The organism is Streptomyces sp. NPDC058576 (assembly GCF_042718715.1).
Taxonomy (GTDB): Bacteria; Actinomycetota; Actinomycetes; order Streptomycetales; family Streptomycetaceae; genus Streptomyces.
On sequence record NZ_JBHXPF010000020.1, the window covers coordinates 80,625 to 106,720 of the forward strand.

Consider the following 26,096-nt stretch of genomic DNA (forward strand, 5'->3'; position numbering starts at 1 on the left):
TTCCGCGATGCCCGGTCCGGAGGGAACGATCATGACGACGGTTCGCGAGGCTGCGCCCGAGGGGCGGTACGGCCGGACCGAGGATCAGCGTGCGGACCGCAAGCTGAAGATCGTCGGATCGGTCCTGGGCGTCGCCCTGCTCGGCGTGATCGGGTGGATCGGCTTCGACTACGTGGGCGGCCAGGGCATCAGCGGCGAGATGATCAAGTTCAAGGTCGTCTCCGACACCCGGGCCGACGTCCATCTGGAGGTCCGCAAGGACCGCGAGGGCCACGGCTACTGCGTGGTGCGGGCGCTCAGCGAGGACGGTTCCGAGGTGGGCCGCAAGGAGGTCCGGTTCGACCGCGCCGAGGACCGGATCGACGAGGTCGTGACCGTGGTGACCCGGTCCAGGGCGACCGCGGTCGAGCCGATGGGCTGCACGGCCGACGACGGCCCGCGGGGCTGATGCGGCCTAACCCCTCGTGACCTGCGACGATACGAGCCGCAGGAGCCGGTCCGGGCGTGTGACGGTTTACCTTCTCCCCCTTTTCCTGCGGAATTGTTAGGCTCGTGGTTTCGCCCACCCGCAGAGGCACATGCTTCTGGGTAGGGCGATGCTTTGTATTCACCAGCACTTCCCAGCACCGACGAGGAGCACCTGTGACCCAGACCAGCGAAAACGTCACCTGGCTCACGCAGGAGGCGTACAACCAGCTCAAGGCCGAGCTGGAGTACCTGTCTGGTCCCGCGCGCACGGATATCGCCGTCAAGATCGCGGCGGCCCGTGAGGAGGGTGACCTCCGGGAGAACGGCGGGTACCACGCGGCCAAGGAGGAGCAGGGCAAGATGGAGCTGCGGGTGCGCCAGCTGACCCAGCTCCTGGAGCACGCGAAGGTCGGCGAGGCGCCGGCCGACGACGGCGTGGTCGAGCCCGGCATGGTCGTCACGATCGCCTTCGACGGCGACGAGGACGACACGCTGACCTTCCTGCTCGCCTCCCGTGAGTACGCCAGCACGGAGATCGAGACGTACTCGCCGCAGTCCCCGCTCGGCCTCGGCGTGAGCGGCAAGCGGACGGGCGACGTCGCGGACTACGAGCTGCCGAACGGCAAGACCGCCTCGGTGAAGATCCTGGCGGCGAAGCCCTACACCGGCTGACCGGCGGGCCACGACACACGACGACGCGGGAGCCCCGGCCTGAAGGCCGGGGCTCCCGCGTCGTCCCGCGTCTCCGGTGCGTGGCCTCAGACGGTGGCCGAGCGGTACTTGCGCACCGCGAGGGTGCGGAAGACCAGGATGATCAGCACCGACCAGATGATCGAGGCGATGATCGGGTGCTCCATCGGCCAGGCCCCGGTGACCGACTCCGGCACGCCGGGCATCGTGTTCCCGAACAGCTCGCGGGCCCCGGCCACCGTGGCGCTGAAGGGGTTCCACTCGGCGACATGCTGGAGGAACGTCGGCATGCCGGTGACCGGCACGAAGGCGTTCGAGATGAACGTCAGCGGGAACAGCCAGATCAGCCCGCCGGAGGTCGCCGCCTCCGGGGTGCGCACGGACAGGCCGATCAGCGCGCCGATCCAGGAGAAGGCGTAGCCGAGCAGGAGCAGCAGCAGGAAGCCGCAGAGCACCTTGCCGAGGTTCTCGTAGGTGCGCCAGCCGACGAGCAGCGCGACCCCCGCGAGGACGACGAGGGTGAGGCTGGTCTGGACGAGGTCGGCGAGCGTCCGTCCGGTGAGGACCGCGCCCCGGGCCATGGGCAGCGACCGGAAGCGGTCGATGAGCCCCTTGTGCATGTCGTCGGCGATGCCCGCGCCGGCGCCCGCGGTGGCGAAGGTGACGGTCTGGGCGAAGATGCCCGCCATCAGGAACTCCTTGTACAGCTGCGGGTCGGTGGAGCCGCCGATGCTGATGGAGCCGCCGAAGACGTAGGTGAACAGCACCACGAACATGATCGGCTGGATCAGTCCGAAGATGACCATCTCCGGGATCCGGGTCATCCGGATCAGATTCCGCTTGGCGACGACGAGTGAGTCCTTCATGGACTGCGTGACACCCCCGGAGGGGCGGGGAGCCGGTGCGGGGGCGTCCTGGGCGATCGCGCTCACTGGGTGTCCTCCTTGTCCTCGTGCTGGTTCGCCTCGGCCGCGTGGCCGGTGAGGGAGAGGAAGACGTCGTCCAGGGTGGGCCTGCGCAGCGCGATGTCGTCGATCTCCACCCCCTGGGCGTCCAGGTCCCGGATGACCTCGGCCAGCAGCTTGGCCCCGCCGCTCACCGGGGCGGTCAGCTTGCGGGAGAGCTGGACGACGGTGACCTCGCCCTTGCCGAGGGCGGTCAGCACGGAGCGGGCGCGCTCGATCTCGTCGGGGCGGTGCACGACGACCTCGACGCGCTCGCCGCCGGTCCGGGCCTTCAGTTCGTCGGAGGTGCCGCGGGCGATGACCTTGCCGTGGTCGATGACGCAGATGTCGTTCGCGAGGCGGTCGGCCTCCTCCAGATACTGCGTGGTCAGCAGCAGGGTCGTGCCGCCCGCCACCAGGTCCTCGATCACGTCCCAGAGCTGCTGCCGGTTGCGCGGGTCGAGGCCGGTCGTCGGCTCGTCCATGAACATCACGGGCGGTGACACGACGAGCGCCGCCGCCAGGTCGAGGCGGCGGCGCATCCCGCCGGAGTACGTCTTGGCGGTGCGGTCGGCGGCGTCGCCGAGGTTGAACCGGTCCAGCAGGACGCCCGCGCGGGCCTTCGCGTCCCGGGCGCTCAGCTGGTAGAGCTGCCCGACCATCTGGAGGTTCTCCCGGCCGGTCAGATACTCGTCGACCGCGGCGAACTGTCCGGAGAGCCCGATCGACCGGCGTACCTCGTTGGGCTTCTTCAGTACGTCGATCCCGGCCACGACGGCCGTGCCGCTGTCCGGGCGCAGCAGCGTGGTCAGCACCCGTACGGCGGTGGTCTTGCCCGCGCCGTTGGGCCCGAGCAGTCCGAGGACGGTGCCCTCGGGGACGTCGAGATCGACGCCGTCCAGGGCTCGTACGTCGCCGAAGGTCTTCACCAGACCCTCGGCATGGATCGCACCTGGCATGGAGGGACTCCCCCGTCACTTGTGGACGACTGCGCCCGTACGCGGCGCACTCGGCTTATTCGGCGATCCTAGGATTTTCGGGGCGTCGGCGCGCGCTGAATGGCAAGATCCGGCCAGTCGGCGTGAAGTGGAGGGTCAGCCGATCACTCGGTAGCCCGCCGCGCGCAACGCCTCCTCGACCTCCGCGCAGTGCTGCGGGCCCTTCGTCTCCAGGTGCAGGTCGACCTCCGCCTCGGTCAGTCCGAGGCGCGGGTCGGTGCGCACATGGCTGATGTCGAGGACGTTGGCGTCGGCCACGGTCAGCGTGGCGAGCAGGGCGGCCAGCGCCCCCGGCCGGTCGGTGAGCCGCAGCCGCAGGCTGAGGTAGCGGCCGGCCGCGGACATCCCGTGCCGCAGGATGCGCTGCATCAAAAGCGGGTCGACGTTGCCGCCGGAGAGCACGGCGACCACCGGCCCGCGGAACGCCTTCGGGTCGCTGAGCAGCGCGGCGACCGGGCTGGCCCCGGCGGGCTCGACGACCAGCTTGGCCCGCTCCAGGCAGAGCAGCAGCGCGCTGGAGAGCTCGTCCTCGGTGACCGTGCGGACCTCGTCGACCAGCTCCTCGACCAGCCGGTACGGTACGTCGCCCGGGCGGCCCACCTTGATGCCGTCCGCCATCGTGGCCGGGGAGTCCAGCGAGACGGGGTAACCGGCGGCGAGGGACGGCGGGTAGCAGGCGGCGCCCTCGGCCTGCACGCCGACGATCCGGATGTCGGGGCGCAGGGCCTTCACCGCGACGGCGACGCCCGCGGCGAACCCGCCGCCGCCGATGCCGAGGACGATCGTGCGGACCTCCGGGCACTGCTCCAGGATCTCCAGTCCGACGGTGCCCTGGCCCGCGATGATGTCGGGGTGGTCGAAGGGGTGGATGAAGACCGCGCCGGTCTCCTCCGCGTACCGCTCGGCGGCGGCGAGGGTCTCGTCGACGACCTGGCCGTGCAGCCGCACCTCGGCCCCGTACTCCCGGGTCGCGGCGACCTTCGGCAGCGGCGCCCCGACGGGCATGAAGACCGTGGAGCGTACGCCGAGGAGGGAGGAGGCGAGCGCGACGCCCTGGGCGTGGTTCCCGGCGCTGGCGGCGACCACCCCGGCCGCCCGCTCCACCGGGGTGAGGCCGGAGATCCGGACGTAGGCGCCGCGCAGTTTGAAGGAGCCGGTGCGCTGGAGGTTCTCGCACTTGAGGTGGACCGGGGCGCCGACCAGCTCGGTCAGATGGCGGCTGCCCTCCAGCGCGGTCATCCGGGCCACCCCGTCCAGCATTTTCCGCGCTCCCCGGACGTCGTCGAGGATCAGGGCCGGATGGTGGGCGGTCGCGCGGAAGCTCATGTCCGCAAGTCTTGCAGCTCGCGGGGGGCGCGGCAGACTTGTCTCATGGCGGCCTGCGGTGGTGTCCGCAGGTTTGTGCGGCACTGGTACACGTTGCCCCGGGGCCGCGTACTCTGTCCCCCACCCATCCGACACCGCACGAAGAGAGCTCCCGGCCATGCCCCCTCAGGACATGACGACTGCTGCGTCTCCTTCCGGGGGCGCCGCCCCCGAACACCCGGGCCCCGACCGCCTGCTGGACTCGCTCCAGCACCAGGTGGCGGTCTTCGCCCGCCGTGCCGAGCAGACCCGCCTCGGCGGTGTCGGCCAGGTCCGCAACTCCATGGACCGGGCGGCGTACCTGCTGCTGAACCGACTCGACCGGGAAGGTCCGATGGGCGTCAAGGCACTGGCGGCCGGGATGGGTATCGACTCCTCGACGGTGACGCGCCAGGTCGCGCCGCTCGTCGACACCGGTCTGGTCAAGCGCACCTCGCACCCGGAGGACGGCCGGGCCGTGGTGCTCCAGCTGTCGCCGCGCGGTCAGGCCCGCCTGGAGGAGGTACGCGCCTCGCGGCGCGAGCTGATGTCGCAGGTGACGGACGGCTGGACGCAGGAGGAACGGGACACGTTCTGCACCCTGCTCACCCGTTTCAACGGATCGCTGGCCGCCCGGCAGGCCGCGCACCAGCCGCCGCAGACCGACTGACGGCCACCCGCGCCTGTCAGGGCGTGTCGTGGCTCTTGACCGGAGCGGTGCGGCGGGGCTCGTATGTGGTCCATGGCAGAGCGGGCGACCCACCGGGACCGGCTCCGCGCCCTGGAGTTCGAGGCCTTCGTGGCGGGCGCGGGCGGACGCCTGCTGCACACGGCGACGCTGCTCACCGGCGAACCGTCGCAGCCGCCGGGCGCCTACGGGCGGGCCGAGGCGCTGCTGCGCGCGGCGCTCGCCCGTACGTACGCGGACTGGGACCGGCTGCACGGCGGCGACCCCTACGACCGGGCCCGCCGGGAGCTGGCCCTCCGCTTCGCCCGGGAGGCCCGGCGCCACCAGCGGCCGCGCGGCGGTCTGCTGGACCGGCTGACCCCGATCGAGCGGCTTGTTCTGGTCCTGCGGATGTACGAGGAGGTCGGCGAGGGCCAGACGGCGGCGCTGCTCGGGCTGCCGGCCGACCGGGTCCGCGCGGTCTGTGCCCGGGCGGTGGCGACGCTGCGCGCGGGCGGGCGGCGGCCCGGGACGGCCGGGGTGGCGCCGTGAGCGCCGGCCGCCGGGATCCGCGCGAGGAGCAGGTCCGGCGGATGCTGGACGGGCCGCACCCGGCCCTGCCGCCGGACCTGGCCGCGGGGGCGGTCCGGCGCGGCGGACGCCGGCTACGGCTGCGCCGGGCGGCGCACCGGACGGCGGGCTGGCTGCTCGCCGTGGCGCTCGCGGCGTTCCTCGTCTGGGTCGGCGTCGAGCAGCCGTGGACGACCGAGCCCGCCCAGGTCACCCCGCCCCTGGAGGGCTGGTGAGCCGGGGCCACCCGTGAGGGGCCCCGGCCCGGGGAATCAGCCCAGCGCCTGGGTGAGGTCGGCGAGCAGGTCGTCGCCGTTCTCGATGCCGACGGAGATCCGGACCAGGTCGGCCGGGACCTCCAGCAGGGAGCCCGCGACGGAGGCGTGCGTCATCCGGCCCGGGTGCTCGATCAGCGACTCCACGCCGCCGAGGGACTCGCCGAGCGTGAAGAGCTTCGCCCGGTTGCAGACCTCGACCGCCGCCTCCTCGCCGGCCGCGACGCGGAAGGACACCATGCCGCCGAACGACTTCATCTGCTTGGCGGCGACCTCGTGGCCGGGGTGCTCGGGCAGGCCCGGGTAGAGGACCTGGGAGACCTTGGGGTGCCGGGTCAGCAGGTCGGCGACCTTGGTGGCGTTCTCGGTGTGCCGGTCCATGCGGACGGCGAGCGTCTTGATGCCGCGCAGCACCAGCCAGGCGTCGAACGGTCCGGCGACCGCGCCCATGGCGTTCTGGTGGTACGCCAGCTCCTCGGCCAGCTCCGGGTCGCTGACGACGAGCGCGCCGCCGACGACGTCGCTGTGGCCGCCCATGTACTTGGTGGTGGAGTGCACGATGACGTCCGCGCCGAGCGCGAGCGGCTGCTGGAGGTAGGGCGAGGCGAAGGTGTTGTCGACGACGAGGCGGGCCCCGGCCTGGTGCGCGACCTGGGCGACGGCGGCGATGTCGGTGATGCCGAGCAGCGGGTTGGACGGGGTCTCCACCCAGACCGCCTTGGTGCGCGGGGTGATCGCGGCCCGTACGGAGGCCACGTCCGAGGTGTCGGCCACCGAGAACTCCACGCCCCACCGCGCGGCGACCTTCGCGAACAGCCGGAACGTGCCGCCGTAGGCGTCGTTCGGGATGACCACGTGGTCGCCGGGGGTCAGCAGCGTACGCAGGAGGCAGTCCTCGGCGGCGAGGCCGGAGGCGAAGGCGAGACCGCGGCGGCCGCCTTCGAGGGCCGCGAGGTTCTCCTCCAGGGCCGTGCGGGTCGGGTTGGCGCTGCGGCTGTACTCGTAGCCGCCGCGCAGTCCGCCCACGCCGTCCTGCTTGTACGTGGACACCTGGTAGATCGGCGGAACCACCGCGCCGGTGAGGGGGTCGGCGGTGTTCCCCGCGTGGATGGCGAGGGTTTCGAAGCTGTGCTGGTCGCTCATGAGGCCCGAGCGTAGTTCGTGGAGAGGACCCTTACCGGCCACTCGCCACTCCGGTGACAATGGAGCCATGGAGATTCTGTTGTTCCTGCTCGCGATGTGCATGCTCGCGGCGGTGATCGGCCCCTGGGTCATGCGCCGCCGGGGCGGTATCCGCCAGGTCGCCCCCGGTTCGCCGGACGCCGCCGACCCGGACACGTACGGCTTCGCCCGGCAGGAGGAGCTGGACGTCCGGATGCCGGGCCCCGACCAGGACCTGCTGGACGTGCTCGACGTCGTCCAGGGCACCCAGGACTGGCGGGCGGCCGCCCAGCTGCTGGCCGGGACGCCGAAGGAGGGCGAGGTGCGCTGGCAGCGGATCCAGGCCTTCGCGGGCGCGGCCTCGCTGGAGCTGGCGCAGCAGCCGGGCAAGGGCGGCTCGTGGCTGCGGGCCTGGCGCGCGGAGTCCCCGAAGGACGCGGGCGGCGCGGCGGTGCACGCGGAGTTCCTGGTGCAGCAGGCGTGGCGGTCCTCGGCGGCGGGGAGCGACGACTTCCGGATCATCCTGGAGGAGGCGCGTACGGTCTGCGGCGAGGCGGCCCTGCTCGCGCCGGGCGACCCCGTCCCGTACATCGTGGAGCTGGCGGTTGCCCGGGGCCTGAGGTACACCCCCGAGCAGTTCGACCAGCTCTGGGCGAAGATCATCGACCGGGCCCCGGCGCACATGGGCGCGCACATCGCGGCGCTGCACTTCCACTGCGAGAAGTGGCACGGCTCCCGCGCGGACGCCGACGCCTTCGCCACGGCCGCCGCCGCCCGCGCCCCGCAGGGCTCGCTGCTCGCGGCGCTGCCGCTGTTCGCGGTGTACGAGCACCTGCCGGAGGTCAACCTGGTGCAGAGCTTCTACCGCGGCCAAGTGGTGACCAAGGCGGTCGAGGGCGCGATGTTCGCGGTGCACGCGGCGCGTCCGGACGACCCGATGCTGGCCCACGTCCGCCACCTGCTGGTGCTGTTCCTGGTCCACATGGAGCGCTGGTCGGAAGCCATGCACCAGCTGGTCCGGATCGACGGCCACGTGGGCGCGCTGCCCTGGACGACGGACCCGGACCCGGCCGCGCAGTACACGGTCTACCGGGCGCTGGCGGTCGCGGGCTACGAGGCGAACGGCGGCAGCCCTGCGACGCTCTCGCACTGACCGCTTCCCCGTGCGGCCGCCCGGAATCCGGGCGGCCGCTCCCTTGTTGTACGTACCGAACACCGACCCCCGGAGGAGCCCCCGCATGTTCCTGAACCGTCGCACCCCCGAGCTCCCCACCCCGGAGCAGGCCCTGCGCGGCCGCCCCGTCCCCGAGTTCACCGTCCCCTCCCGCCACACCGTCCTCGGCAACCCTCTGGTGGGCCCGTATCCCGAGGGCCTGGAGGTGGCGGACTTCGCGCTGGGCTGTTTCTGGGGCGCGGAGCGCACGTTCTGGCAGACCGAGGGCGTCTGGACGACGCTCGTCGGCTACCAGGGCGGCTACACCGAGAATCCGACGTACGACGAGGCCTGCTCGGGCCTGACCGGGCACACGGAGGCGGTACGCGTCGTGTTCGACCCGGCCGTCGTCAGTCACGAGGAGCTGCTGAAGCTGTTCTGGGAGTCGCACAACCCGACCCAGGGCTTCCGTCAGGGCAACGACGTGGGCACCCAGTACCGCTCCGCGATCTACACCCACTCCGCCGCCCAGGCAGCGGCCGCCGACGCCTCCCGCGCGGCGTACCAGAAGGTCCTGACGGCCTCGGGCCACAAGGAGATCACCACGGAGATCCTCCCGGCCGAGGGCCGCCCGTTCTGGCCGGCGGAGGCGTACCACCAGCAGTACCTGGACAAGAACCCGGGCGGCTACTGCGGCATCGGCGGTACGGGAGTCTCCTGCCCGATCGGCGTGGCCCCGGCCGAGGGCTGAGCCGGCTGAGCCGGGCCGCAGGAGCCTCCGGGCCCCTCGTCCGGGGCCCTGCGTCGGCCGGTCAGCGCGGACCGGGCGGCCCGGGTCGACGACCGCCCGTGACGCCCTCTCGGGTCAGGCCGCCAGCAGCACGCCGCCCATCGGGCTCGCCGGGCCGGCCGGACGGGCCGGATCTGCCGTCCGTACCGGACGGTGTCCCCCGGCCGCCGCCGACGACCTGGCCCGGGACCTCACCGCCGTCAGGCTGACCAGCCGCTCCCCGGCCAGCGCCAGGACGTCCGCGAGGCTCAGGCCGAGCGCCTGGGCGGCGGCGGCCAGCACCTCGGAGGAGGCCTCCTTGCGGCCGCGCTCCACCTCGGAGAGGTAGGCCATGGATATCCGGGCCGCCCCGGACACCTCCTTCAACGTCCGCCCCTGCGCCCGGCGTTCGCGGCGCAGCACCTCCCCGACGAGGTCACGCCAGAGCGGCTCCCGGGGCAGGCCCGGGGCCGCCGCCGTGGGGAGCGGGCGCAGAGGGATCACGTCGGCCTGGTTCGTCGCTCGGATGCTCACCGTCCCAGCCTAGGAGCGCGGCACCGCCCCGGCACGGGCCGGGCGTTGCGCTCCGGGCGGATCTGCTGTCGGCGAAGTTCCGTGACATAGGGGCGTGCTGGAGGAACGGGCGGTGCGGCGGCGGTAGTAGGCGATCGCGAGGACGACGGTGATGGGCCCCCAAGCGGCGATCGGGGTGACGCACACCGTCGCCAGCGCGTGCCAGGCGTCGCTGCTGTACCCGACGGTGTCGATGACGCCGTACACGGTGAGGTGGCGACCGCCGCCGACGGGGACGGCGGTGAACAGGAAGGTGAGGATCAGGCCGCCGAGCACGGCCGGGACGACGGCCGCCGGCGGCCGGACGGGTCTGCCGCCGATGACCGGTATCCAGGCGGGAGCCACCTCTCCCCAGCCCCGGACCAGCCCGATGGTCAGGATCGCGATCACTTCCGTCAGCACGCTGAGCCCGAGGACGTACGGAATGCTCAACCAGTAGGCAGGCATTCCGCCCTCCTGCACCTGCCCCATCTCGAAGTGCAGGGCGAAGGGCAGCCGCCACAGGCACGACGGGAGCAGAAGCAGCGGAAGCGCGTAGGCCAGGCGCGTCGCCCAGCGAGGAACGGGCCGCTCGGTGTCACCGACGGACGGCGGCCGGTGGAGGATCTTCAGCGTCATGACGCCAGCCTCGCGGAGCAGGTACGGCGGGGAATCCTCCACGCGAGCCGACCCGCTCCCCCGCGCGGGGGAGACCACAGGTCGCGGCCTCGCCCACGCGGGGTAGCGGTTTCCGGTGCCCATGCCGGTCGGTGCCGATGCCGATGCCCGTACCGGACGTGCGGTCAGATCAGGCCCTGCGCCAGCATCGCGTCCGCGACCAGCTCGAAGCCCGCGATGTTCGCGCCCACCACGTAGTTGCCGGGGCTCCCGTACCGCTCGGCGGTCGTGTGGCAGGAGTCGTGGATGTGCCGCATGATCTCGCCGAGGCGCTCCTCCGTGTGGGAGAAGGTCCACGAGTCCCGGGACGCGTTCTGCTGCATCTCCAGGGCGCTCGTCGCGACCCCGCCCGCGTTGGCCGCCTTGCCGGGCGCGAAGGCGACGCCCGCCTCCTGGAACACCCGGACCGCCTCGGGGGTGGTGGGCATGTTGGCGCCCTCCGCGACCGCCTTGACCCCGTTGCGCACGAGTTCGAGCGCGTCGGCCTCGTGCAGCTCGTTCTGGGTGGCGCAGGGCAGGGCGACGTCCGCGGGGACCGACCACACGCCCGTACCGGGCACGTACCGGGCGTGCGCGCCGCGTCGTTCGGCGTACTCGGAGACCCGGCCCCGGCCGGCCTCCTTGATCTCCTTCAGGAGGGCGAGGTCGATGCCCTTCTCGTCCACGACGTAGCCGCCGGAGTCCGAGCAGGTGACGACGGTCGCGCCGAGCTGCTGGGCCTTCTCGATGGCGTAGATGGCCACGTTGCCGGACCCGGAGACCGCGACGGTCTGGCCCTCCAGCGACTCGCCCCGGCTGCGCAGCATCTCGGCGGTGAACAGGACCGTGCCGTAGCCGGTGGCCTCCGTACGGGCCTGTGCGCCGCCCCAGCCGAGGCCCTTGCCGGTGAGGACGCCGGACTCGTAACGGTTGGTGATCCGCTTGTACTGGCCGAAGAGGTAGCCGATCTCACGGCCGCCCACGCCGATGTCGCCGGCCGGGACGTCGGTGTACTCCCCCAGGTGGCGGTGGAGTTCGGTCATGAACGACTGGCAGAACCGCATGATCTCGGCGTCGGACCGGCCCTTGGGGTCGAAGTCCGCGCCGCCCTTGCCGCCGCCGATGGGCATGCCGGTGAGGGCGTTCTTGAAGATCTGCTCGAAGCCGAGGAACTTCACGATGCCGAGGTTGACCGAGGGGTGGAAGCGCAGCCCGCCCTTGTAGGGGCCGAGCGAGCTGGAGAACTCCACCCGGAAACCACGGTTGACGTGGATGTCGCCGGAGTCGTCCGACCACGGCACCCGGAAGATCAGCTGGCGCTCGGGTTCGCATATGCGCTCGATGATGCGGGCGTCCACGAACTCGGGGCGCTGCGTGAGCACGGGACCAAGCGTCTCCAGGACCTCGCGGACCGCCTGGTGGAACTCCTGCTCGCCCTGGTTGCGCCGGAGGATCTCGGCGTAGAGCGGCTCGATGACACGGGCCGCGGCATCCTGCGTGCGGGCGGAGTCGGGCGAGTCGGGGATGACCGGCATCTGATCAAGACCTTCCGTGGTCGGCTCGTGCGCGTGGGCGCCCCCGTCCCGGAGAGCGCCACCGGTCCGCCTCCCCCGCCGGAGCCCCGCGGACTCCCCTTCGGGAGGACCGCGCGGCCGTCGCCCGGCCGGGCGATGCTCAGGACCGTCGTGCGGCCGATTCTCCAGTGCGGCCCGATGATCTTCGAGGACCATCCACATATTGACCATGATCAGCCGCTTTGATCAGCGTCCGGACGGCCGCGCCGGGCCCTCCAACGGCCTCCGATCCGCCGTTCCGGCCGACCCGCACGGCTCGGATCCGGGCCCGGCCCCGCTCCCGTGAGTGGCGAAGGTCACACGCCGGATGGACTGCGTCCGGGTCGCGCAGCGTCCGGAGCCCGCGGAAGACCATGGCCGTGAAGCCGCGCGGACGCGGGCCGTCGGATCCGGGGTCATGAGCCGGACCGGAAAGGAAGCGCCCGTACAGCCGGCGGCGGGCAGCCGTAAGGGCCCGTAACAACAGGGCCGGGGCTACGGAGTTACCCGCCAGGAACAGGGACACCCCGCCTGACGATCAGTCATGATGCCCCCATGACGAAGCCGCGGGGGCGTCGGAGAGGGCAACCTCCCGACGAATTACGGGCGCTGTACGGAGTGCGCCGGGCCGGGACCAACCCTGCCCGGTCCCGTCCGGACCCGCCCGCGGCACCGCCGCCGCCGTACGCGCACGCGGTTCCGCGAGCGGCCTGGCCGGCGTACACCCGCCCCTCGGCGTATCACGCCCCGGGCCCCCGGGCGCAGCCGCGCGTCCCCAAAGGCACGGGCGACATGCGGCGCTATCTGGCGGTCGGGCTCGACGCCTATCTGTGCCTGCTGGCCGTCGGACTGCTGGTGCGGTCCTGCCTGCACGCGGGCGGGACGTGGCGCGCGATCGCCCTGCTGGTCGTCCAGCTGATCGCGCTGTCGTTCGCCAACCAGGTGCTGCTGACGCTGGCCTTCCGGGCGAGCGCCGGAAAGCTGATCATGGGCGTCCGGGTGATCCGGCTGCCGGACGCGGGCCGGCCGGGATTCCGCCTGCTGGTGCTGCGCTGGCTGTACGGGCTCCTCTGGCTGCCGCGCCAGCCCTGGCGCCGGCTTCGCCGCCCGGCGGCCCCGAGCGGCCCGGAAAGACCCCCGGGCCGCCCCGCCGAGCCGTACGAGGACGTCGCGGGGGTACGCCAGGTCCGCCACAGCGACCTGCGGTCCTACCGGGCGGCGGTGCAGGAGCGCACGGACTGAGCCCGTCCGGGGCGTTCCGCGCCCCGGGTTCCGGTGGTTCGGCGGTGCCGGCCCGGCCGCAGCCGTCCGGAACGCGTCCGGGAGGAGTACGTCCCCTTTACCCGGCCGCCCGGTCCCGCGCCGCCCGCATCGCCGCCGCCGTGGCCGACGCGTCGTACTCGGGACCGACACCGGGAACGATGATCACGTCACCGTCGAGGTGCCGGGTGCGCAGCGGCAGGATCTCCTGGTAGGCGGGGGACGCGTACCAGGCGTGGGCCTGCTCCACTCCGGGAAAGCCGATCATGACCAGCGTGCCCGGCCAGGTCCCCTCCACCACCTCCACCTCGGCGCCATGGACGAGGAAGCGGCCTCCGTAGGGCTTCATGGTGCCCTGGACGCGCTCGATGTAGCTCAGCACCTCGTCCTCGGCGGGGGCGTCGGTGGTGCGCAGGTGGGCGATGGCGTACGCGGTCATGGTCCGGTCCTCCGTCAGGGGTCGGGTGCTCTTCGTGACACTCCCGATGCTGCCGGGCGGGGCGGAGGGCGTCGATTACCTCCGGAGTCATGGCCGCGGGGGGCCCCGGCCCCGGAGGTACCCGGACACGCCGAAGGCGGCGGTCCCGGAGTGTTCCGGGACCGCCGCCTTCGGGCGGGGACGGGGGTGGTGCGAGGGGAGGACGGGCGGGTGGATCAGGCCTGGGAGCCGGCCGTCCACTCGGCCCAGCTCATGTTCCAGCCGTTGAGGCCGTTGTCCGGGGTGATCGTCTTGTCCGGGGAGTTCTTGACGATGACCACGTCGCCGACCATCGAGTTGTCGTAGAACCAGGCGCCGGGTGCGTTGGGGTCGTTCGCGCCCTTCACGTCGGCGAGGCCCACACAGCCGTGGCTGGTGTTGGCGGTGCCGAAGATGCCCTTGCCCCAGTAGTTGCCGTGGATGAAGGTGCCCGACGTGGACAGGCGCATGGCGTGCGGCACGTCCTTGATGTCGTACTCGCCCTTGCCGTCGTCATCGGTGAAGCCGACGGTGGCGCCGTTCATCCGGGTCTCCTTGTGCTTCTCGGAGATCACCATCTGACCGTTGTACGTGGGGTTGTCGGGGGAGCCCGCGGAGATCGGGATCGTCTTGATCGTCTTGCCGTCGCGGGTGATCGTCATCTGCTTGGTCTTCGCGTCGACGGTGGAGACCTGGTTGCGGCCGACCTTGAAGGTCACCGTCTTCTGCTGGACGCCGAAGACGCCGTCCGCACCCTCGACGCCGTCGAGCGCCAGCTTCAGGGTGACGGTGGAGCCGCCCTTCCAGTAGTCCTGCGGGCGCAGGTCCAGGCGCTGGGCGTTGAACCAGTGGCCGACGACCTCCTGGCCGCTGCTGGAGGTCACGGTGATGCCGTCCTGGACGGCCTTCTTGTCCGTGATCGCCTTGTTGAAGTTGATCGAGACGGGCATCCCGACGCCGACCGTGGAGCCGTCCTCGGGGGTGAAGTTCCCGATGAAGCTGTTGTCGGGCGAGACGGTGGTGAAGGAACTGTTCTCGTGGGCCTCGCGGCCCTTCGAGTCGGCCGCGGTGGCGTCGATCTTGTACGTGGTGGACCGCTCCAGCTGGCCCGCGGGCTTCCAGCTGGACCCGTCGGCCGCCAGGGTGCCCTCGACCGGGGTGCCGTCCGCCGTGGTCATGACGACCTTGGTCAGCTTGCCCTTGGCGACGGTGACCTGGGCCGCGTTGTTGATGCTGGCGTTGGTCGCACCGTTCTTCGGCTTGATCGCTATCTGCGCCTCGGAGGCGTCGGCGGCTGCCGCCTTGTCGACCTCCTGCTGCGACGACTCCGAACTCCCGGCGCTCGTCTTTCCGCCCTTGTCGCCGTCGTCGGTACAGGCCGAAAGCACCAGCACGCCGCCGAGCAGTGCGGACACGGCCACGAGGCCCTTGCGCCGCTTGCTGTCCGTCATCACACGCTTCTCCATCGTTGCCGATTTCCCCAAAATCCCCGGACGGGACCGCCAGGCGGCCATTCCCCGTCAATGTTCCAAGAACACCCGGAAAGGGTGCTCCGTTCCGCATCCACGACAGATGTGGGGAACACCACTCATCGACGCCGCCCCGGCGGCCGTGGTTCCCGTGTCCGGGTCCCGGTTTCCGTCGCCGCACGGCGCGGCCCCGGTCCGCAGGTGAGCGGGGCCGGGGCCGGTGTTCTCACACGTCACACCCGCTGCGCGGGCTCACCGTCCTCGCCGTCGTTCTTCCCATTGTGCGCGACCGTGTCGCCGTACCCCTCCTCGTCGTCCCCGTCCGTCGGCAGGAAGAGGCCCTCCTCGCCGTCGTCCGCGTCGTCCCAGTCCTCCGCGTCGGGGTCGTACTCGATGCTCTCGCTGCTCCAGGAGGCCTGGGCCAGCTCGACCCCGGGCACCTCGCTGACCAGGTCGAAGGGGTCGACCAGCGACGCGAGGGCCTCTGCACCGTCTGCCCGGACCGTGGCCTCGGCATGCATCCGCTCCTCGGCGGTGTCGCTCCCGGCGACGGCCGCGACGGGATCCCCGTATTCGGCGGCGATGGATTCGAGGGCGGTGCCGGTCAGAGCGTCGAGGTCGGTGACCTCCAACACCATCTCCACGCGAAGTCGAACAAACCTGGATGTCTCATCTGTGCTCATGGCCGGAGCGTACGGCCAGGCGAGGCCACGACTTTCCACCGACCCGCTGCTTTGCTTAGCATCGGCCCACGGGGCTAACTCATGGTTGTCGCAAGGGGATCGAATCTGTGTCCGTCGCTCGTCGCACACTGCTGACCGCCACCGCCGCAGGCACGCTGCTGGCCGCTCTCTGGTTCGTCCCGTCGGCCAACGCGACCGGTGAGAACGCCGCGCAGGGCGCACCGGCCGCCACATCCGACCGGGCCGCCGGAACGGGCGACGACGCCTCCGGGGCGCGCCTCGCCGACACCGGGCCGGGCCTGGACACCGCCCCCTATCTCATCGGCGGTACCGCCCTGTTGGGCATCGGCGCGGGCTTCGTCACGTACTCGGTACGCCGCTCCGGGGAGCGCGCGGCCCACTGACCCGGTACGCACCGGAAGGGGTCCCCGCACCCCCCGGTGCGGGGACCCCCCTGCGTACGTACGGGACCGGATCGGCTTCCCCGTTCGTACGGGACCGGATCAGGCCAGCGGCCCGGTGACCGGCTCAACGGCCGCCACCAGGCGCCCTTCCCGTACGAACGTGTCGGCGGCGGCCAGGTCCGGCGCGAGGAAGCGGTCCGGGCCCGGGCCCTCGGCTCCGGCGGCCCGCAGCGCGTCCACGGCGGCCTGCGAGGCGGGGGCGGGGGTCAGCCCCTCGGCGGCGCGGATCTCCACGGCACGGGTCGCCGCGTACAGCTCGACGGCGACGATCCGGGCCAGATTGTCCACGGCGGTACGGAGCTTGCGCGCCGCCGACCAGCCCATGGAGACGTGGTCCTCCTGCATCGCGGAGGACGGGATCGAGTCGGCGGAGGCGGGGACCGCGAGCCGCTTCATCTCGCTGACCAGCGCCGCCTGGGTGTACTGGGCGATCATCAGCCCAGAGTCGACGCCGGCGTCGTCCGCGAGGAACGGCGGCAGGCCGTGCGAGCGGTTCTTGTCGAGCAGCCGGTCGGTGCGGCGTTCGCAGATCGAGCCGAGGTCGGCGGCGACGATCGCGAGGAAGTCCAGGACGTACGCGACGGGCGCGCCGTGGAAGTTGCCGTTGGACTCGACCCGCCCGTCGGGCAGCACCACCGGATTGTCGACGGAGGAGGCCAGTTCGCGGCCCGCGACCACGGCCGCGTAGTCGAGGGTGTCGCGGCCCGCGCCGTTGACCTGGGGCGCGCAGCGCACCGAGTAGGCGTCCTGGACCCGGGGCGCGTCGTCCTGGTGATGGCCCGTCAGTCCGGACCCCGCCAGCACCCGCAGCATGTTGTCCGCGCTGACGCCCTGGCCGGGGTGCGGGCGGATGGCGTGCAGTTCGGGGGCCAGCACCTTGTCCGTGCCGAGCAGCGCCTCCAGCGAGAGGGCGGCGGTGATGTCGGCGGAGGTGTAGAGGTTGCGCAGGTCGGCGAGGGCCATGACCAGCATGCCGAGCATGCCGTCGGTGCCGTTGAGGAGGGCGAGGCCCTCCTTCTCGCGCAGCTCGACCGGGGCGATCCCGTGCGCGGCGAGCAGCTCGCCCGCCGGGCGGACCGTGCCGTCGGGGCCCTCCGCCTCGCCCTCGCCCATCAGGGCGAGCGCGCAGTGCGAGAGCGGGGCGAGGTCGCCGGAGCAGCCGAGCGAGCCGTACTCGTGGACGACGGGCGTGATGCCCGCGTTGAGCAGGTCGGCCATGGTCTGCGCGACCTCGGGGCGTACGCCGGTGTGGCCGGAGGCGACCGTCTTCAGCCGGAGGAACATCAGCGCGCGGACGACCTCGCGCTCGACGCGGGGGCCCATCCCGGCCGCGTGCGAGCGGACGATGTTGCGCTGGAGCTGCGCCCGCAGTTCGGGGCTGATGTGGCGGCTGGCGAGGGCGCCGAAGCCGGTGGAGACGCCGTAGACCGGCTCGGGCTTGGCGGCGAGCGCGTCCACGATGAGACGGGCGGCGGCCAGGGCTTCCACGGCGGTGGCGGAGAGCTCGACCCGGGCGCCGTGGCGGGCCACGGCGACGACGTCCTCGGCGGTGGTTCCGGACGTCCCCACCACGACAGTGTGCATATCCATATTCAGCAGCGTACGGACTGAAACCCTCCATGTCACTAGTGCTGCCGCGCAGGGCCCCTTACGGTCCCGGCCCGCGCACCCCCGCCCCAGCCCTCACGGCCTGTTGCCGCGCAGCCTGCGCCGGTCGTGCGCGGACTTCGGCGGGGAGTCCGCGAGCCGGATGACCTCGCCGTCCCGCCCGGCCACCACCGGACCCAGCGAGCGGGCCGCCTTGGCCCGGTACTGGGCCGCGTCCGCGAGCCGGAACAGCCGGCGGGCCGAGCGCACCGGGCCGATCGGGTCGCCGGTCGACGCGACCCCGCAGGCGACCCCCTCGCCCAGCTCGATCACCGCCGCCCGGTCGCACAGCTCGGTGGCGACGCCGACCACCGCGTCGGCCGGTGGGCCCGCCGCGAGCAGGCAGAACTCATCGCCGCCGAGCCGGGCCGCCAGCGCCTGAGGCAACATCGCCCCGCACAGCGACAGCACCGAGCCGAAACGTTCCAGCAGACGGTCGCCGACAGCGTGGCCGTGGGTGTCGTTCACCGCCTTGAGGCCGTTCAGGTCGCAGACGACGAGGCTGACGACGGTGTCGTCGACACGGTGCCGCTCGACGGCCTCGTCGAGCTGGATGTCGACCGCGCGGCGGTTGGCGAGGCCGGTCAGCGGGTCGGTGAAGGCCAGCTTCCGGACCTCCTCCAGGCGTTCGGTCTGGGCGATCCCTGAGGCCACGACGGCGGCGAGCACGGTCGCGAAGTCGGCGTCGGCCCGGTCGAAGACGGGCTGTCCGGCCGGCCGCGCCACATACAGCTCGCCCCACGCCCGGCCGTGCAGCACGATCGGCGCGACCACGCAGCAGCCCCGGCCGCGCCGCCGCAGCGCGGCGACCCGCTGGTGGCAGTACGGGCGGGCGCCGCGTGCCGGGCCGCCCGAACCGGGCAGTCCGTCGGCGGTCTCCACCCAGGCGTCGGGTTCGCCACCGCCGGCCCAGCGCTCGTGCAGGAACTCGGTGATCTCCGGGAACTCGTGGACCGGGTAGGCCTCCTCCTCGGGGAACTCCTCCTCCCCCTCGGCCCGTTGCCCGGCGTTCACCAGCACCCGCAGCCTGCCCCGGTCCCGCTCCCACACCGAGAGCGCGGCGAAACTGCCGCTCAACGCCTCGCAGGCGCCCAGCGCCGCCGCCCGCCACGATTCGCGCGGCGTGTAGGCCGCGGCCATGGTCTGCGCCAGCGAAACCACGGCCCGCAGCCGCACATCGTCACCACCCATTTCTACAGCCTATGTAGATTTGTACCTTTTTGATCAGTTTGGTGTGTAACTAATTTCAACTAATTTCGACGAGTTTCCCGGGCCGCGCTCACCCTGTGTGACGCACGCGCGTCGTCACTCGCCGGGCCAGTCGGGCCGCCGCTTCTCGTTGAAGGCGGCCACCCCCTCCGCCCGGTCCCCGGAGAAGGCCACCGACCGCCAGGCCGCGTCCTCCACCTCCAGGCCCGCCCGCAGGTCGAGCCCCTGTCCCAGCCGGAGCGCCTTCTTGGCCGCACGCAGCCCGACCGGCGAGTTGGCGGCGATCCGGCCGCCCAGCGCGAGGGCCTCCTCACGGTCCCGGCCCGCCGCGACCAGCTCGTCCACCAGCCCCAGTTGGCGCGCCTCGGCGGCCTCGACCCGGCGGGCGCTGAACACCAGCTCGGCGGCGCGCGCCGCCCCGACCCGGCGCGGCAGCAGCTGCGTACCGCCGCCGCCCGGGATGACGCCCACGGACACCTCGGGCAGCCCGACCACGGCGGTGGCGTCGGCGACGATCACATCGCAGGCGAGGGCGAGTTCGAAGCCGCCGCCGAGGGCGAAGCCGTGCACGGCGGCGATCACCGGCATCGGCAGCTCCAGGACCCCGGTGTAGGCGGCCCGGGCGGTGGGGCGCTGGCGGACCAGGTCGGAGTCGGAGAAGGAGTTGCGCTCCTTGAGGTCCGCGCCCACACAGAAAGCGCGATCGTGGCTGGAGGTCAGGACGGTGGCCCGGACCTCGCGGTCGGCGCCGAGCGCCTCGCAGGCGGCGGCGATGGAGCGGGCCATGTCGGTGGAGACGGCGTTCATGGCCTTGGGCCGGTCGAGGACCAGCTCGGCGACATGGTCCTGCCCCTCGTGCCGTCGGACGACGACGAACTCCCCGTACCGCTGCTCGGACGTGACGGTCATGGCTGCACCCCTGTCGATGGACGGCCTGTTAACGAGCGTTACCGTCACGGATCCTAGACAGGGCGGGGCCGCTCACGACAGGGCGAGTCCGGGACGGAGACGTGACGAGCGGGGGCAGGACGCGGCGAAGGGGCGGCCCGCGCTCAGGAGCCGGTCTTCCCCCGCCGCGCCAGCAGCCACGGCTCCACCACGCCGAGCCCGCGCACGGGCCGCTGCCACATCGGCTGGAGCCCGAAGCGGTACGTGGGCAGCGGCGGCTCGTCGTCGGGCTCGCGGCCCTCCTTCTCGGCGAGCCGGGCCCGCTCGGCGGCGGCCGCGACGGCCTCGGCGGCCTGCGCCTCGGACTCCGGGGCGTCGCCGTGGCGGACCAGCTCCTTGGCGAACGCCCCGTCGACCAGGACGGCGTCCTTCGGAGCTATCGAGGTGAGGCGGCTGGCGAGGTTCACCGTGGTGCCGAAGACATCGCCCATCCGGGTGGTGACCGTGCCGAAGGCGATGCCGACGCGCAGGGCGGGCATCGTCTCGTCCTGGGACATGGCCTCGATCAGCCGGAGTGCTATCTCGGCGGCCGTGCCCGCGTCGTCGGCGGCGAAGAGGACCTCGTCGCCGAGGGTCTTGATGAGCCGGCCGCCGTGCGCGGCGACCAGGTCGGCGGCGGTCGTCTCGAAGGACTCGACCAGCTCGCCGAGCTCCTCCTCCTCAAGGCGCCGGGTCAGCCGGGTGAAGCCGACCAGGTCCGCGAAGCCGACGGCGAGCCGGCGGTCGACCATCTCCTCGTCGTCCGCGGCCTGCACGACCCGCCCGGTGGCGGCGGCCAGCTGGCGCCGCCACACGTAGACGAGGAATTCCTGAAGCTCCGGGAGCAACAGCTCGACCAGCGGATACGTGACCTCGGTGCGGGTCATGCCGGGCTCGGGCGGCTCGGTCAGGCCCTCCAGGAACGAGTCGATCTGCCATTCGGCCAGCCGGGCGGTGGTCTGCCCGGTGGAGCGGGCGACCTGGATCGCCATCGGCTCGCTGAGCAGCCCCGCCTCGACGAGACCGGCGAGCCGCCGCAGGGCGAGCACGTCGGCCTCGGTGAGCGCCTTGGCCTGGCCGATGTCGGCGAAGCCCATGGCCCGCCAGAACCGGGAGGCCAGATCCATGGAGACCCCGGCGGTGCGGGCCGCCTGGAAGGGCGTGTAGCGCCGGTCGGCCCCCAGGATCAGCGCTTCGAGGCGGATGGCGAGGGGGTCGTCGGTCGGCTCCACGGTGTGGTCGACCTCGTGGTGGGGTGTGGCGTGGACCGAGGAGTCCGACCCGGGCTCCTCGCCCGCGCCGGACGTCGTGTCGCCGACGGTCACCAGCCGCCTCCTGCCCGTTCCCTGCGCACTGCCTGCCGATCTGTCGCTGATCGCCTCAACAATGATCTGTCGCTGGATCGCCTCAACAATACGGCAGGTGTGCCCTGGCTCACGTCCTTGGTCGTCCGTCCTGGGTGCGTCGCGCGTGACATCTCAGGCATACGCGGTATGCGCCCGTACGCCCATCAGAGGTCGGAGCCGCCTCAGGTCAGGCCGCCCCCCGCGCCCCGCAGGTGGACAATGTCCCCGGCCGAGACCGGCTGCTGGAGCCCGTCCTCGGTGGAGAGGACCAGCCGGCCGTCCCCGTCGATCGCGACCGCCTCGCCGACCAGGGACGTACCCCCCGGCAGCTCGGCCCGCACCGTCCGGTCCAGCGTCGCGCAGCCCGCCGCGTAGGCGGCCTGGAGCCCGCTCGCGGCCGCGTCGCCGTCGGCCGCCTGCCAGGCGCCGTACCAGTGCTCCAGCGAGCGCAGGACGGAGCGCAGCAGGGTCTCCCGGTCGGTGGAGACCGCCCCGGCGAGGGCGAGGGAACCGGCGGTGGGGGCGGGCAGCTCGTCGGCGCGCAGCGAGACGTTGATGCCGACGCCCACGACGATGCCGTCCCCGGCGAACTCACCGAGGATGCCCCCGGCCTTGCGCTCCTCCCCCTCCACCGCGACCAGCAGATCGTTGGGCCACTTCAGCGACATGTCGACACCCGCCGACTTGGCGAGCCCGGTCGCGGCGGCGACCCCGGCCAGCAGCGGAACCCACCCCCACCGCTCCACGGGGATGTCGCCGGGCTCCAGGTAGACCGAGAAGAACAGCCCGGAGCGGGGCGGTGCGGTCCAGCTCCGCTCCAGCCGTCCGCGCCCGGCGGTCTGCTCCTCGGCGACGAGCACCGTGCCCTCGCCCGCCGCCCGCGTGCGGGCCCGCCCGGCGAGGTCGGTGTTGGTGGATCCGGTGGACTCCACGACCTCCAGCGACGTCCACAACGCGTCCGGCCGCAGCAGTCCGCGGCGCAGCGCGGTCACGTTGAGGGGCGGCCGGTCGAGGTCCGACCAGCGGTTGTGTGACGCATCCGGTGGTGTCATGCAACCCAGCCTAGGTGTGGCAAAGGACGCACTGCCTTTCCGGAGGCGCGCCGATACCCTACGAGTCAGTAGCCGCAGCGCTGCGGAAGCCACAGCGTTGCGGCGTGACGAAGCAGAGCCAGACAACCGAGTTACGAGTCAGTAGCCGCAGAGCCGGACAGACGACCGCCCGAACCCCGTGACCTCCACCGGTCGTCGTCCCCGTGACCAGGCAGGGAGCCGCCCCCCGATGTCCGAGCCGCAGAGCGACATCCACACCACCGCAGGCAAGCTCGCGGACCTGAGCCGCCGCATCGACGAGGCGACGCACGCCGGTTCGGCCCGCGCGGTCGAGAAGCAGCACGCCAAGGGCAAGCTGACGGCCCGTGAGCGGGTCGAGCTGCTGCTGGACGAGGGCTCCTTCGTGGAGCTCGACGAGTTCGCCCGGCACCGCTCCACCAACTTCGGCATCGAGAAGAACCGCCCGTACGGGGACGGTGTCGTCACCGGCTACGGCACGGTCGACGGCCGCCCGGTCTGCGTGTACTCGCAGGACTTCACGATCTTCGGCGGTTCGCTCGGCGAGGTCTACGGCGAGAAGATCGTCAAGGTCATGGACTTCGCGCTGAAGACCGGCTGTCCGGTCATCGGCATCAACGACGGCGGCGGCGCCCGGATCCAGGAAGGCGTGGCGGCCCTAGGTCTGTTCGCCGAGATCTTCCGCCGCAACGTGCACGCCTCCGGGGTGATCCCGCAGATCTCGCTGATCGTCGGCCCGTGCGCGGGCGGCGCGGTCTACTCCCCCGCGATCACCGACTTCACGGTGATGGTCGACCAGACCTCGCACATGTTCATCACCGGACCCGACGTCATCAAGACCGTCACCGGTGAGGACGTCGGCTTCGAGGAGCTGGGCGGCGCCCGTACGCACAACACCACCTCCGGGGTGGCGCACCACATGGCGGGCGACGAGAAGGACGCCATCGAGTACGTCAAGTCGCTGCTCTCCTACCTCCCTTCGAACAACCTCTCCGAGGCCCCGGCCTTCCCGGAGGAGGCGGACCTCGCCACCACCGACGAGGACCGCGAGCTGGACACGCTCATCCCGGACTCGGCGAACCAGCCGTACGACATGCACACCGCGATCGAGCACGTCCTGGACGACGCCGAGTTCCTGGAGACCCAGGCCCTGTTCGCGCCGAACATCATCACCGGCTTCGGCCGGGTCGAGGGCCACCCGGTCGGCATCGTCGCCAACCAGCCGATGCAGTTCGCCGGTTGCCTGGACATCGACGCGAGCGAGAAGGCGGCCCGCTTCGTCCGCACCTGCGACGCGTTCAACGTGCCCGTCATCACCTTCGTGGACGTGCCGGGCTTCCTGCCGGGCGTGGACCAGGAGTACGGCGGCATCATCCGGCGCGGCGCGAAGCTGATCTACGCCTACGCGGAGGCGACGGTCCCGCTGATCACCGTCATCACCCGCAAGGCGTTCGGCGGCGCGTACGACGTGATGGGCTCCAAGCACCTGGGCGCGGACCTGAACGTGGCCTGGCCGACCGCGCAGATCGCCGTCATGGGCGCCCAGGGCGCGGTGAACATCCTGCACCGCCGGACCATCGCCGCCGCCGAGGATCCGGACGCCACCCGCGCGGAGCTGATGGCGGCCTACGAGGACGCGCTGCTCAACCCGTACGTGGCGGCCGAGCGCGGCTACGTCGACGCGGTGATCATGCCGTCCGAGACCCGGGCCCATGTCGTCAAGGGGCTGCGTCAACTGCGGACGAAGCGGGAATCCCTGCCTCCGAAGAAGCACGGCAACATCCCGCTGTAGGGCATCCGTTTCCGCCGCCCCTTTTTCCCAGAGAGGTCTGCCCATGATCAAGGTCGTACGGGGCAACCCCACCCCGGAGGAGCTGGCCGCCGCCGTGGCCGTGGTCCAGGCGCGCGCCGCCGCCGCGTCCGCCGTGTCGTCCGGCGCGCCGCTGCCGCCCGAGCAGTGGTCCGACCCGGGCCGCATCGCCCGCACCGGCCGCCCGCAGCCGGGCCCCCGGGCCTGGGCCCGGACCTACTGGCCGGCCTGAGCCGCGAAGCCGCCCCCGGTCCGCCGGGGGCGGCTTTGAGTACCCGTACTCAGGCGTGCGGGCGGGCGGGACAGCAGGATCGGAAGCATGCTGTGGTCCGACCCCGAGAACAAGCCCCCGAAGGAACTGCGCGACGCCCAGGCCATGATGCGCAGAGCGGGCGTCCTGCTGGCGCTGGCGATGCTGGTGGCGATGTTCGTGCTCGGCATCCACTGACCCGTCGGGCCCGTGCCCTTCCGCCCGGCGGCCCTTCCGCCCGGCGGCCCTTCTGCCCGGCGGCCCCTCTGCCCGGCGGCCTTTCTGCCCGGCGATCCTTCTACGATGGCGCGCATGACTGATCAGCCCCAGCGCCGTCTCGTGCTCGCCTCCGCCTCCCCCGCCCGTCTCGGTCTGCTGCGCCAGGCCGGATTCGCCCCCGAGGTGATCGTCAGCGGGGTGGACGAGGACGCCCTGAGCGCACCCACCCCCGCCGAGCTGGCGCTCGTCCTGGCCCGGGCCAAGGCGGCGGTGGTCGCCGAGCGGCCCGAGGCGGCGGGCGCCCTGGTCATCGGCTGCGACTCGGTGCTGGAGCTGGACGGCGAGGCGCTCGGCAAGCCCGCCGACGCCGAGGAGGCCACCGCCCGCTGGAAGGCGATGCGCGGCCGGTCGGGCATCCTCCAGACCGGCCACAGTGTCATCGACACCGCCACGGGCCGTACGACCTCGGCGACGGCGTCCACGGTCGTGCGGTTCGGCGAGCCGAGTGACGCCGAGGTCGCCGCGTACGTGGCCTCGGGCGAACCGCTCCATGTCGCGGGGGCGTTCACGCTGGACGGCCGCTCGGCCCCGTTCGTCGACGCGATCGAGGGCGACCACGGCAATGTCATCGGCCTCTCGCTGCCGCTGCTGCGCCGGCTGCTGGCCGAGCTGGACGTGTCCGTCACGGAGCTGTGGGTCTGAGACCGGGCCTCCGGATCCGGGCCTCCGGGTCCGAGTCCGGGCCCTCCCCGGCGGCTCGGACGTGTCCTCCCCCGGTGGCTCAGACGGCCGCCGGGGCCCTCTTGTCGCCCACCGCGTCTTCGGCCCGGCTCTCGGGCCCGTACGCCAACAGGGTGAGCACCAGCAGGGCCAGCACCACCATCAGGAACGCGAAGGCGGACCAGCCCAGCAGGCCGACGCTGACCGCGCCGACGACGCCGTGCACGACCGCGCAGCCGATCAGGGCGATCCGCCCGACGCGGCCCGGGGCGCGGTCGCGTATCCCGGCGATCAGGGCGGTCAGCCCGCACAGGACCAGCAGCACCCCGAAGACGCCGCCCATCGCCCAGGTGCCGGCCGACATGGCGCCCGGGTCCATTCCGGCGAGCGACATGTGCTGGTTCTCGGCGATCGTGGCCAGGACGGCGTTGATGAGCACGATGCCCACCGCCTCCCCGAACAGCACGAGCGCGGTCACGATCGCCACCGGTCTGCGCATCAGCGTCCACCCCTGTTACCTCTGGTACGTGCGTAGCGCGGACCCTACTCACGGGTATTCCTCCGGACAAGGGGTTGGACGGGCCCGGGCGCCGGGCAAAGAATCCACCGGCCGTTCGTAGGGAGTCCACAAAGAAACGCCGTGACGCGTTGACCCTAAGGACAGAGACCTGGACCACACCGGGTGGTTACTGTGCGGTTGAGGATCCCGGCGTACCGTGGTGCCACAAGGGATTTCACTACTGGGGCAAGCCTCGGATCACACT

The 26,096-nt window shown here is 72.3% G+C and carries 29 protein-coding genes; 13 read left to right on the top strand and 16 right to left on the bottom strand.

What is annotated here, in order from left to right; genetic code table 11:
* Positions 1 to 31 precede the first annotated feature (31 nt).
* Positions 32 to 448, top strand: coding sequence for a DUF4307 domain-containing protein (locus ACFWRV_RS16670; RefSeq protein ID WP_384334702.1), 417 nt, complete (start codon positions 32 to 34; stop codon positions 446 to 448).
* A 194-nt stretch (positions 449 to 642) separates the two neighbouring features.
* On the top strand, positions 643 to 1,140 hold the full coding sequence (gene greA / locus ACFWRV_RS16675) for a transcription elongation factor GreA (RefSeq protein WP_384334705.1): 498 nt from the start codon (positions 643 to 645) through the stop codon (positions 1,138 to 1,140).
* An 86-nt stretch (positions 1,141 to 1,226) separates the two neighbouring features.
* Here greA and ACFWRV_RS16680 read toward each other — a convergent pair whose 3' ends face one another.
* The 3 genes from ACFWRV_RS16680 to ilvA all read right to left on the bottom strand — a co-directional run bounded on the left by ACFWRV_RS16680 (position 1,227) and on the right by ilvA (position 4,426).
* The gene (locus tag ACFWRV_RS16680; protein WP_384334707.1) at positions 1,227 to 2,090 is read right to left on the bottom strand and encodes an ABC transporter permease; all 864 of its coding nucleotides are present in this window, start codon (positions 2,088 to 2,090) and stop codon (positions 1,227 to 1,229) included.
* A complete protein-coding gene (locus ACFWRV_RS16685) occupies positions 2,087 to 3,061 on the bottom strand; it encodes an ATP-binding cassette domain-containing protein (protein WP_384334710.1) in 975 nt (324 codons plus the stop codon). The genes ACFWRV_RS16680 and ACFWRV_RS16685 overlap by 4 nt, the downstream gene beginning before the upstream one ends.
* 135 nt (positions 3,062 to 3,196) lie before the next feature.
* On the bottom strand, positions 3,197 to 4,426 hold the full coding sequence (gene ilvA / locus ACFWRV_RS16690; protein WP_384334713.1) for a threonine ammonia-lyase: 1,230 nt from the start codon (positions 4,424 to 4,426) through the stop codon (positions 3,197 to 3,199).
* Positions 4,427 to 4,583: 157 nt separating this feature from the next.
* Between ilvA and ACFWRV_RS16695 the strand changes: the two genes are divergently transcribed.
* The 3 genes from ACFWRV_RS16695 to ACFWRV_RS16705 all read left to right on the top strand — a co-directional run bounded on the left by ACFWRV_RS16695 (position 4,584) and on the right by ACFWRV_RS16705 (position 5,917).
* The gene (locus ACFWRV_RS16695) at positions 4,584 to 5,114 is read left to right on the top strand and encodes a MarR family winged helix-turn-helix transcriptional regulator (protein ID WP_384334715.1); all 531 of its coding nucleotides are present in this window, start codon (positions 4,584 to 4,586) and stop codon (positions 5,112 to 5,114) included.
* A gap of 72 nt (positions 5,115 to 5,186) precedes the next feature.
* Positions 5,187 to 5,663 carry a sigma factor-like helix-turn-helix DNA-binding protein gene (locus tag ACFWRV_RS16700; protein ID WP_384334718.1) on the top strand — a complete coding sequence of 159 codons (477 nt, stop codon included), beginning with the start codon at positions 5,187 to 5,189 and terminating at the stop codon, positions 5,661 to 5,663.
* On the top strand, positions 5,660 to 5,917 hold the full coding sequence (locus ACFWRV_RS16705; protein WP_384334721.1) for a hypothetical protein: 258 nt from the start codon (positions 5,660 to 5,662) through the stop codon (positions 5,915 to 5,917). The genes ACFWRV_RS16700 and ACFWRV_RS16705 overlap by 4 nt, the downstream gene beginning before the upstream one ends.
* A gap of 36 nt (positions 5,918 to 5,953) precedes the next feature.
* Here the strand turns inward: ACFWRV_RS16705 and ACFWRV_RS16710 are convergent, their stop codons facing one another.
* Positions 5,954 to 7,099: a cystathionine gamma-synthase gene (locus ACFWRV_RS16710; RefSeq protein ID WP_384334724.1), complete on the bottom strand. Its 1,146-nt coding sequence runs from the start codon at positions 7,097 to 7,099 to the stop codon at positions 5,954 to 5,956.
* 67 nt (positions 7,100 to 7,166) lie between these two features.
* Here ACFWRV_RS16710 and ACFWRV_RS16715 point away from each other — a divergent pair, with 67 nt between their 5' ends.
* Complete coding sequence (locus ACFWRV_RS16715; RefSeq protein WP_384334727.1) at positions 7,167 to 8,270, top strand: hypothetical protein; 1,104 nt, start codon at positions 7,167 to 7,169, stop codon at positions 8,268 to 8,270.
* An 85-nt stretch (positions 8,271 to 8,355) separates the two neighbouring features.
* The gene (gene msrA / locus ACFWRV_RS16720) at positions 8,356 to 9,021 is read left to right on the top strand and encodes a peptide-methionine (S)-S-oxide reductase MsrA (RefSeq protein WP_384334730.1); all 666 of its coding nucleotides are present in this window, start codon (positions 8,356 to 8,358) and stop codon (positions 9,019 to 9,021) included.
* A 114-nt stretch (positions 9,022 to 9,135) separates the two neighbouring features.
* Here msrA and ACFWRV_RS16725 read toward each other — a convergent pair whose 3' ends face one another.
* The 3 genes from ACFWRV_RS16725 to gdhA all read right to left on the bottom strand — a co-directional run bounded on the left by ACFWRV_RS16725 (position 9,136) and on the right by gdhA (position 11,783).
* Positions 9,136 to 9,573, bottom strand: a complete 438-nt coding sequence (locus tag ACFWRV_RS16725) for a helix-turn-helix domain-containing protein (protein WP_384334733.1) — start codon at positions 9,571 to 9,573, stop codon at positions 9,136 to 9,138.
* A gap of 9 nt (positions 9,574 to 9,582) precedes the next feature.
* Positions 9,583 to 10,230 (bottom strand): hypothetical protein, encoded by a 648-nt coding sequence (locus tag ACFWRV_RS16730; protein WP_384334736.1) that lies wholly within the window; start codon positions 10,228 to 10,230, stop codon positions 9,583 to 9,585.
* Between the two features lie 164 nt (positions 10,231 to 10,394).
* Positions 10,395 to 11,783: an NADP-specific glutamate dehydrogenase gene (gdhA, locus tag ACFWRV_RS16735; protein ID WP_384334739.1), complete on the bottom strand. Its 1,389-nt coding sequence runs from the start codon at positions 11,781 to 11,783 to the stop codon at positions 10,395 to 10,397.
* Positions 11,784 to 12,593: 810 nt separating this feature from the next.
* Between gdhA and ACFWRV_RS16740 the strand changes: the two genes are divergently transcribed.
* Positions 12,594 to 13,043 (top strand): RDD family protein, encoded by a 450-nt coding sequence (locus ACFWRV_RS16740; protein WP_384334742.1) that lies wholly within the window; start codon positions 12,594 to 12,596, stop codon positions 13,041 to 13,043.
* Between the two features lie 97 nt (positions 13,044 to 13,140).
* On the opposite strand, the gene ACFWRV_RS16745 is transcribed toward ACFWRV_RS16740, so the two are convergent.
* The 3 genes from ACFWRV_RS16745 to ACFWRV_RS16755 form a co-directional block, all read right to left on the bottom strand.
* Complete coding sequence (locus ACFWRV_RS16745) at positions 13,141 to 13,500, bottom strand: DUF1330 domain-containing protein (RefSeq protein WP_384334745.1); 360 nt, start codon at positions 13,498 to 13,500, stop codon at positions 13,141 to 13,143.
* A gap of 215 nt (positions 13,501 to 13,715) precedes the next feature.
* Positions 13,716 to 14,984, bottom strand: a complete 1,269-nt coding sequence (locus tag ACFWRV_RS16750; protein ID WP_384334748.1) for an Ig-like domain-containing protein — start codon at positions 14,982 to 14,984, stop codon at positions 13,716 to 13,718.
* A 236-nt stretch (positions 14,985 to 15,220) separates the two neighbouring features.
* The gene (locus tag ACFWRV_RS16755) at positions 15,221 to 15,670 is read right to left on the bottom strand and encodes a hypothetical protein (protein ID WP_384334751.1); all 450 of its coding nucleotides are present in this window, start codon (positions 15,668 to 15,670) and stop codon (positions 15,221 to 15,223) included.
* Between the two features lie 107 nt (positions 15,671 to 15,777).
* Between ACFWRV_RS16755 and ACFWRV_RS16760 the strand changes: the two genes are divergently transcribed.
* Positions 15,778 to 16,074, top strand: coding sequence for a hypothetical protein (locus tag ACFWRV_RS16760; RefSeq protein WP_384334754.1), 297 nt, complete (start codon positions 15,778 to 15,780; stop codon positions 16,072 to 16,074).
* A 99-nt stretch (positions 16,075 to 16,173) separates the two neighbouring features.
* Here ACFWRV_RS16760 and hutH read toward each other — a convergent pair whose 3' ends face one another.
* The 5 genes from hutH to ACFWRV_RS16785 form a co-directional block, all read right to left on the bottom strand.
* A complete protein-coding gene (gene hutH / locus ACFWRV_RS16765) occupies positions 16,174 to 17,724 on the bottom strand; it encodes a histidine ammonia-lyase (protein ID WP_384334756.1) in 1,551 nt (516 codons plus the stop codon).
* A 93-nt stretch (positions 17,725 to 17,817) separates the two neighbouring features.
* Complete coding sequence (locus ACFWRV_RS16770) at positions 17,818 to 18,972, bottom strand: diguanylate cyclase domain-containing protein (protein WP_384334759.1); 1,155 nt, start codon at positions 18,970 to 18,972, stop codon at positions 17,818 to 17,820.
* 114 nt (positions 18,973 to 19,086) lie between these two features.
* A complete protein-coding gene (locus tag ACFWRV_RS16775) occupies positions 19,087 to 19,899 on the bottom strand; it encodes an enoyl-CoA hydratase/isomerase family protein (protein ID WP_384334762.1) in 813 nt (270 codons plus the stop codon).
* 143 nt (positions 19,900 to 20,042) lie between these two features.
* The gene (locus ACFWRV_RS16780) at positions 20,043 to 21,242 is read right to left on the bottom strand and encodes an adenylate/guanylate cyclase domain-containing protein (RefSeq protein ID WP_164616882.1); all 1,200 of its coding nucleotides are present in this window, start codon (positions 21,240 to 21,242) and stop codon (positions 20,043 to 20,045) included.
* Between the two features lie 203 nt (positions 21,243 to 21,445).
* On the bottom strand, positions 21,446 to 22,315 hold the full coding sequence (locus ACFWRV_RS16785; protein ID WP_384334765.1) for a biotin--[acetyl-CoA-carboxylase] ligase: 870 nt from the start codon (positions 22,313 to 22,315) through the stop codon (positions 21,446 to 21,448).
* Between the two features lie 229 nt (positions 22,316 to 22,544).
* Here ACFWRV_RS16785 and ACFWRV_RS16790 point away from each other — a divergent pair, with 229 nt between their 5' ends.
* The 4 genes from ACFWRV_RS16790 to ACFWRV_RS16805 all read left to right on the top strand — a co-directional run bounded on the left by ACFWRV_RS16790 (position 22,545) and on the right by ACFWRV_RS16805 (position 25,314).
* Positions 22,545 to 24,125: an acyl-CoA carboxylase subunit beta gene (locus ACFWRV_RS16790; RefSeq protein WP_384334768.1), complete on the top strand. Its 1,581-nt coding sequence runs from the start codon at positions 22,545 to 22,547 to the stop codon at positions 24,123 to 24,125.
* Between the two features lie 43 nt (positions 24,126 to 24,168).
* The gene (locus ACFWRV_RS16795; RefSeq protein WP_010058521.1) at positions 24,169 to 24,375 is read left to right on the top strand and encodes an acyl-CoA carboxylase epsilon subunit; all 207 of its coding nucleotides are present in this window, start codon (positions 24,169 to 24,171) and stop codon (positions 24,373 to 24,375) included.
* Positions 24,376 to 24,462: 87 nt separating this feature from the next.
* The gene (gene mmpB / locus ACFWRV_RS16800) at positions 24,463 to 24,591 is read left to right on the top strand and encodes a morphogenic membrane protein MmpB (RefSeq protein ID WP_010058523.1); all 129 of its coding nucleotides are present in this window, start codon (positions 24,463 to 24,465) and stop codon (positions 24,589 to 24,591) included.
* A gap of 105 nt (positions 24,592 to 24,696) precedes the next feature.
* Positions 24,697 to 25,314: a Maf family protein gene (locus ACFWRV_RS16805; RefSeq protein WP_384334772.1), complete on the top strand. Its 618-nt coding sequence runs from the start codon at positions 24,697 to 24,699 to the stop codon at positions 25,312 to 25,314.
* A gap of 79 nt (positions 25,315 to 25,393) precedes the next feature.
* On the opposite strand, the gene ACFWRV_RS16810 is transcribed toward ACFWRV_RS16805, so the two are convergent.
* Positions 25,394 to 25,831, bottom strand: coding sequence for a hypothetical protein (locus ACFWRV_RS16810; RefSeq protein WP_384334775.1), 438 nt, complete (start codon positions 25,829 to 25,831; stop codon positions 25,394 to 25,396).
* Positions 25,832 to 26,096 lie beyond the last annotated feature (265 nt).

Bases quoted from the DNA above. Each gene is read 5' to 3' on its own strand.
- ACFWRV_RS16670 (WP_384334702.1), top strand. From the start codon at position 32: ATGACGACGGTTCGCGAGGCTGCGCCCGAGGGGCGGTACGGCCGGACC.
- ACFWRV_RS16685 (WP_384334710.1), bottom strand. From the start codon at position 3,061: ATGCCAGGTGCGATCCATGCCGAGGGTCTGGTGAAGACCTTCGGCGAC.
- ilvA (WP_384334713.1), bottom strand. From the start codon at position 4,426: ATGAGCTTCCGCGCGACCGCCCACCATCCGGCCCTGATCCTCGACGAC.
- ACFWRV_RS16695 (WP_384334715.1), top strand. From the start codon at position 4,584: ATGCCCCCTCAGGACATGACGACTGCTGCGTCTCCTTCCGGGGGCGCC.
- ACFWRV_RS16700 (WP_384334718.1), top strand. From the start codon at position 5,187: ATGGCAGAGCGGGCGACCCACCGGGACCGGCTCCGCGCCCTGGAGTTC.
- ACFWRV_RS16710 (WP_384334724.1), bottom strand. From the start codon at position 7,099: ATGAGCGACCAGCACAGCTTCGAAACCCTCGCCATCCACGCGGGGAAC.
- ACFWRV_RS16715 (WP_384334727.1), top strand. From the start codon at position 7,167: ATGGAGATTCTGTTGTTCCTGCTCGCGATGTGCATGCTCGCGGCGGTG.
- msrA (WP_384334730.1), top strand. From the start codon at position 8,356: ATGTTCCTGAACCGTCGCACCCCCGAGCTCCCCACCCCGGAGCAGGCC.
- ACFWRV_RS16730 (WP_384334736.1), bottom strand. From the start codon at position 10,230: ATGACGCTGAAGATCCTCCACCGGCCGCCGTCCGTCGGTGACACCGAG.
- gdhA (WP_384334739.1), bottom strand. From the start codon at position 11,783: ATGCCGGTCATCCCCGACTCGCCCGACTCCGCCCGCACGCAGGATGCC.
- ACFWRV_RS16740 (WP_384334742.1), top strand. From the start codon at position 12,594: ATGCGGCGCTATCTGGCGGTCGGGCTCGACGCCTATCTGTGCCTGCTG.
- ACFWRV_RS16745 (WP_384334745.1), bottom strand. From the start codon at position 13,500: ATGACCGCGTACGCCATCGCCCACCTGCGCACCACCGACGCCCCCGCC.
- ACFWRV_RS16750 (WP_384334748.1), bottom strand. From the start codon at position 14,984: ATGGAGAAGCGTGTGATGACGGACAGCAAGCGGCGCAAGGGCCTCGTG.
- ACFWRV_RS16755 (WP_384334751.1), bottom strand. From the start codon at position 15,670: ATGAGCACAGATGAGACATCCAGGTTTGTTCGACTTCGCGTGGAGATG.
- hutH (WP_384334756.1), bottom strand. From the start codon at position 17,724: ATGGATATGCACACTGTCGTGGTGGGGACGTCCGGAACCACCGCCGAG.
- ACFWRV_RS16770 (WP_384334759.1), bottom strand. From the start codon at position 18,972: ATGGGTGGTGACGATGTGCGGCTGCGGGCCGTGGTTTCGCTGGCGCAG.
- ACFWRV_RS16775 (WP_384334762.1), bottom strand. From the start codon at position 19,899: ATGACCGTCACGTCCGAGCAGCGGTACGGGGAGTTCGTCGTCGTCCGA.
- ACFWRV_RS16785 (WP_384334765.1), bottom strand. From the start codon at position 22,315: ATGACACCACCGGATGCGTCACACAACCGCTGGTCGGACCTCGACCGG.
- ACFWRV_RS16790 (WP_384334768.1), top strand. From the start codon at position 22,545: ATGTCCGAGCCGCAGAGCGACATCCACACCACCGCAGGCAAGCTCGCG.
- ACFWRV_RS16795 (WP_010058521.1), top strand. From the start codon at position 24,169: ATGATCAAGGTCGTACGGGGCAACCCCACCCCGGAGGAGCTGGCCGCC.
- mmpB (WP_010058523.1), top strand. From the start codon at position 24,463: ATGCTGTGGTCCGACCCCGAGAACAAGCCCCCGAAGGAACTGCGCGAC.
- ACFWRV_RS16805 (WP_384334772.1), top strand. From the start codon at position 24,697: ATGGCGCGCATGACTGATCAGCCCCAGCGCCGTCTCGTGCTCGCCTCC.
- ACFWRV_RS16810 (WP_384334775.1), bottom strand. From the start codon at position 25,831: ATGCGCAGACCGGTGGCGATCGTGACCGCGCTCGTGCTGTTCGGGGAG.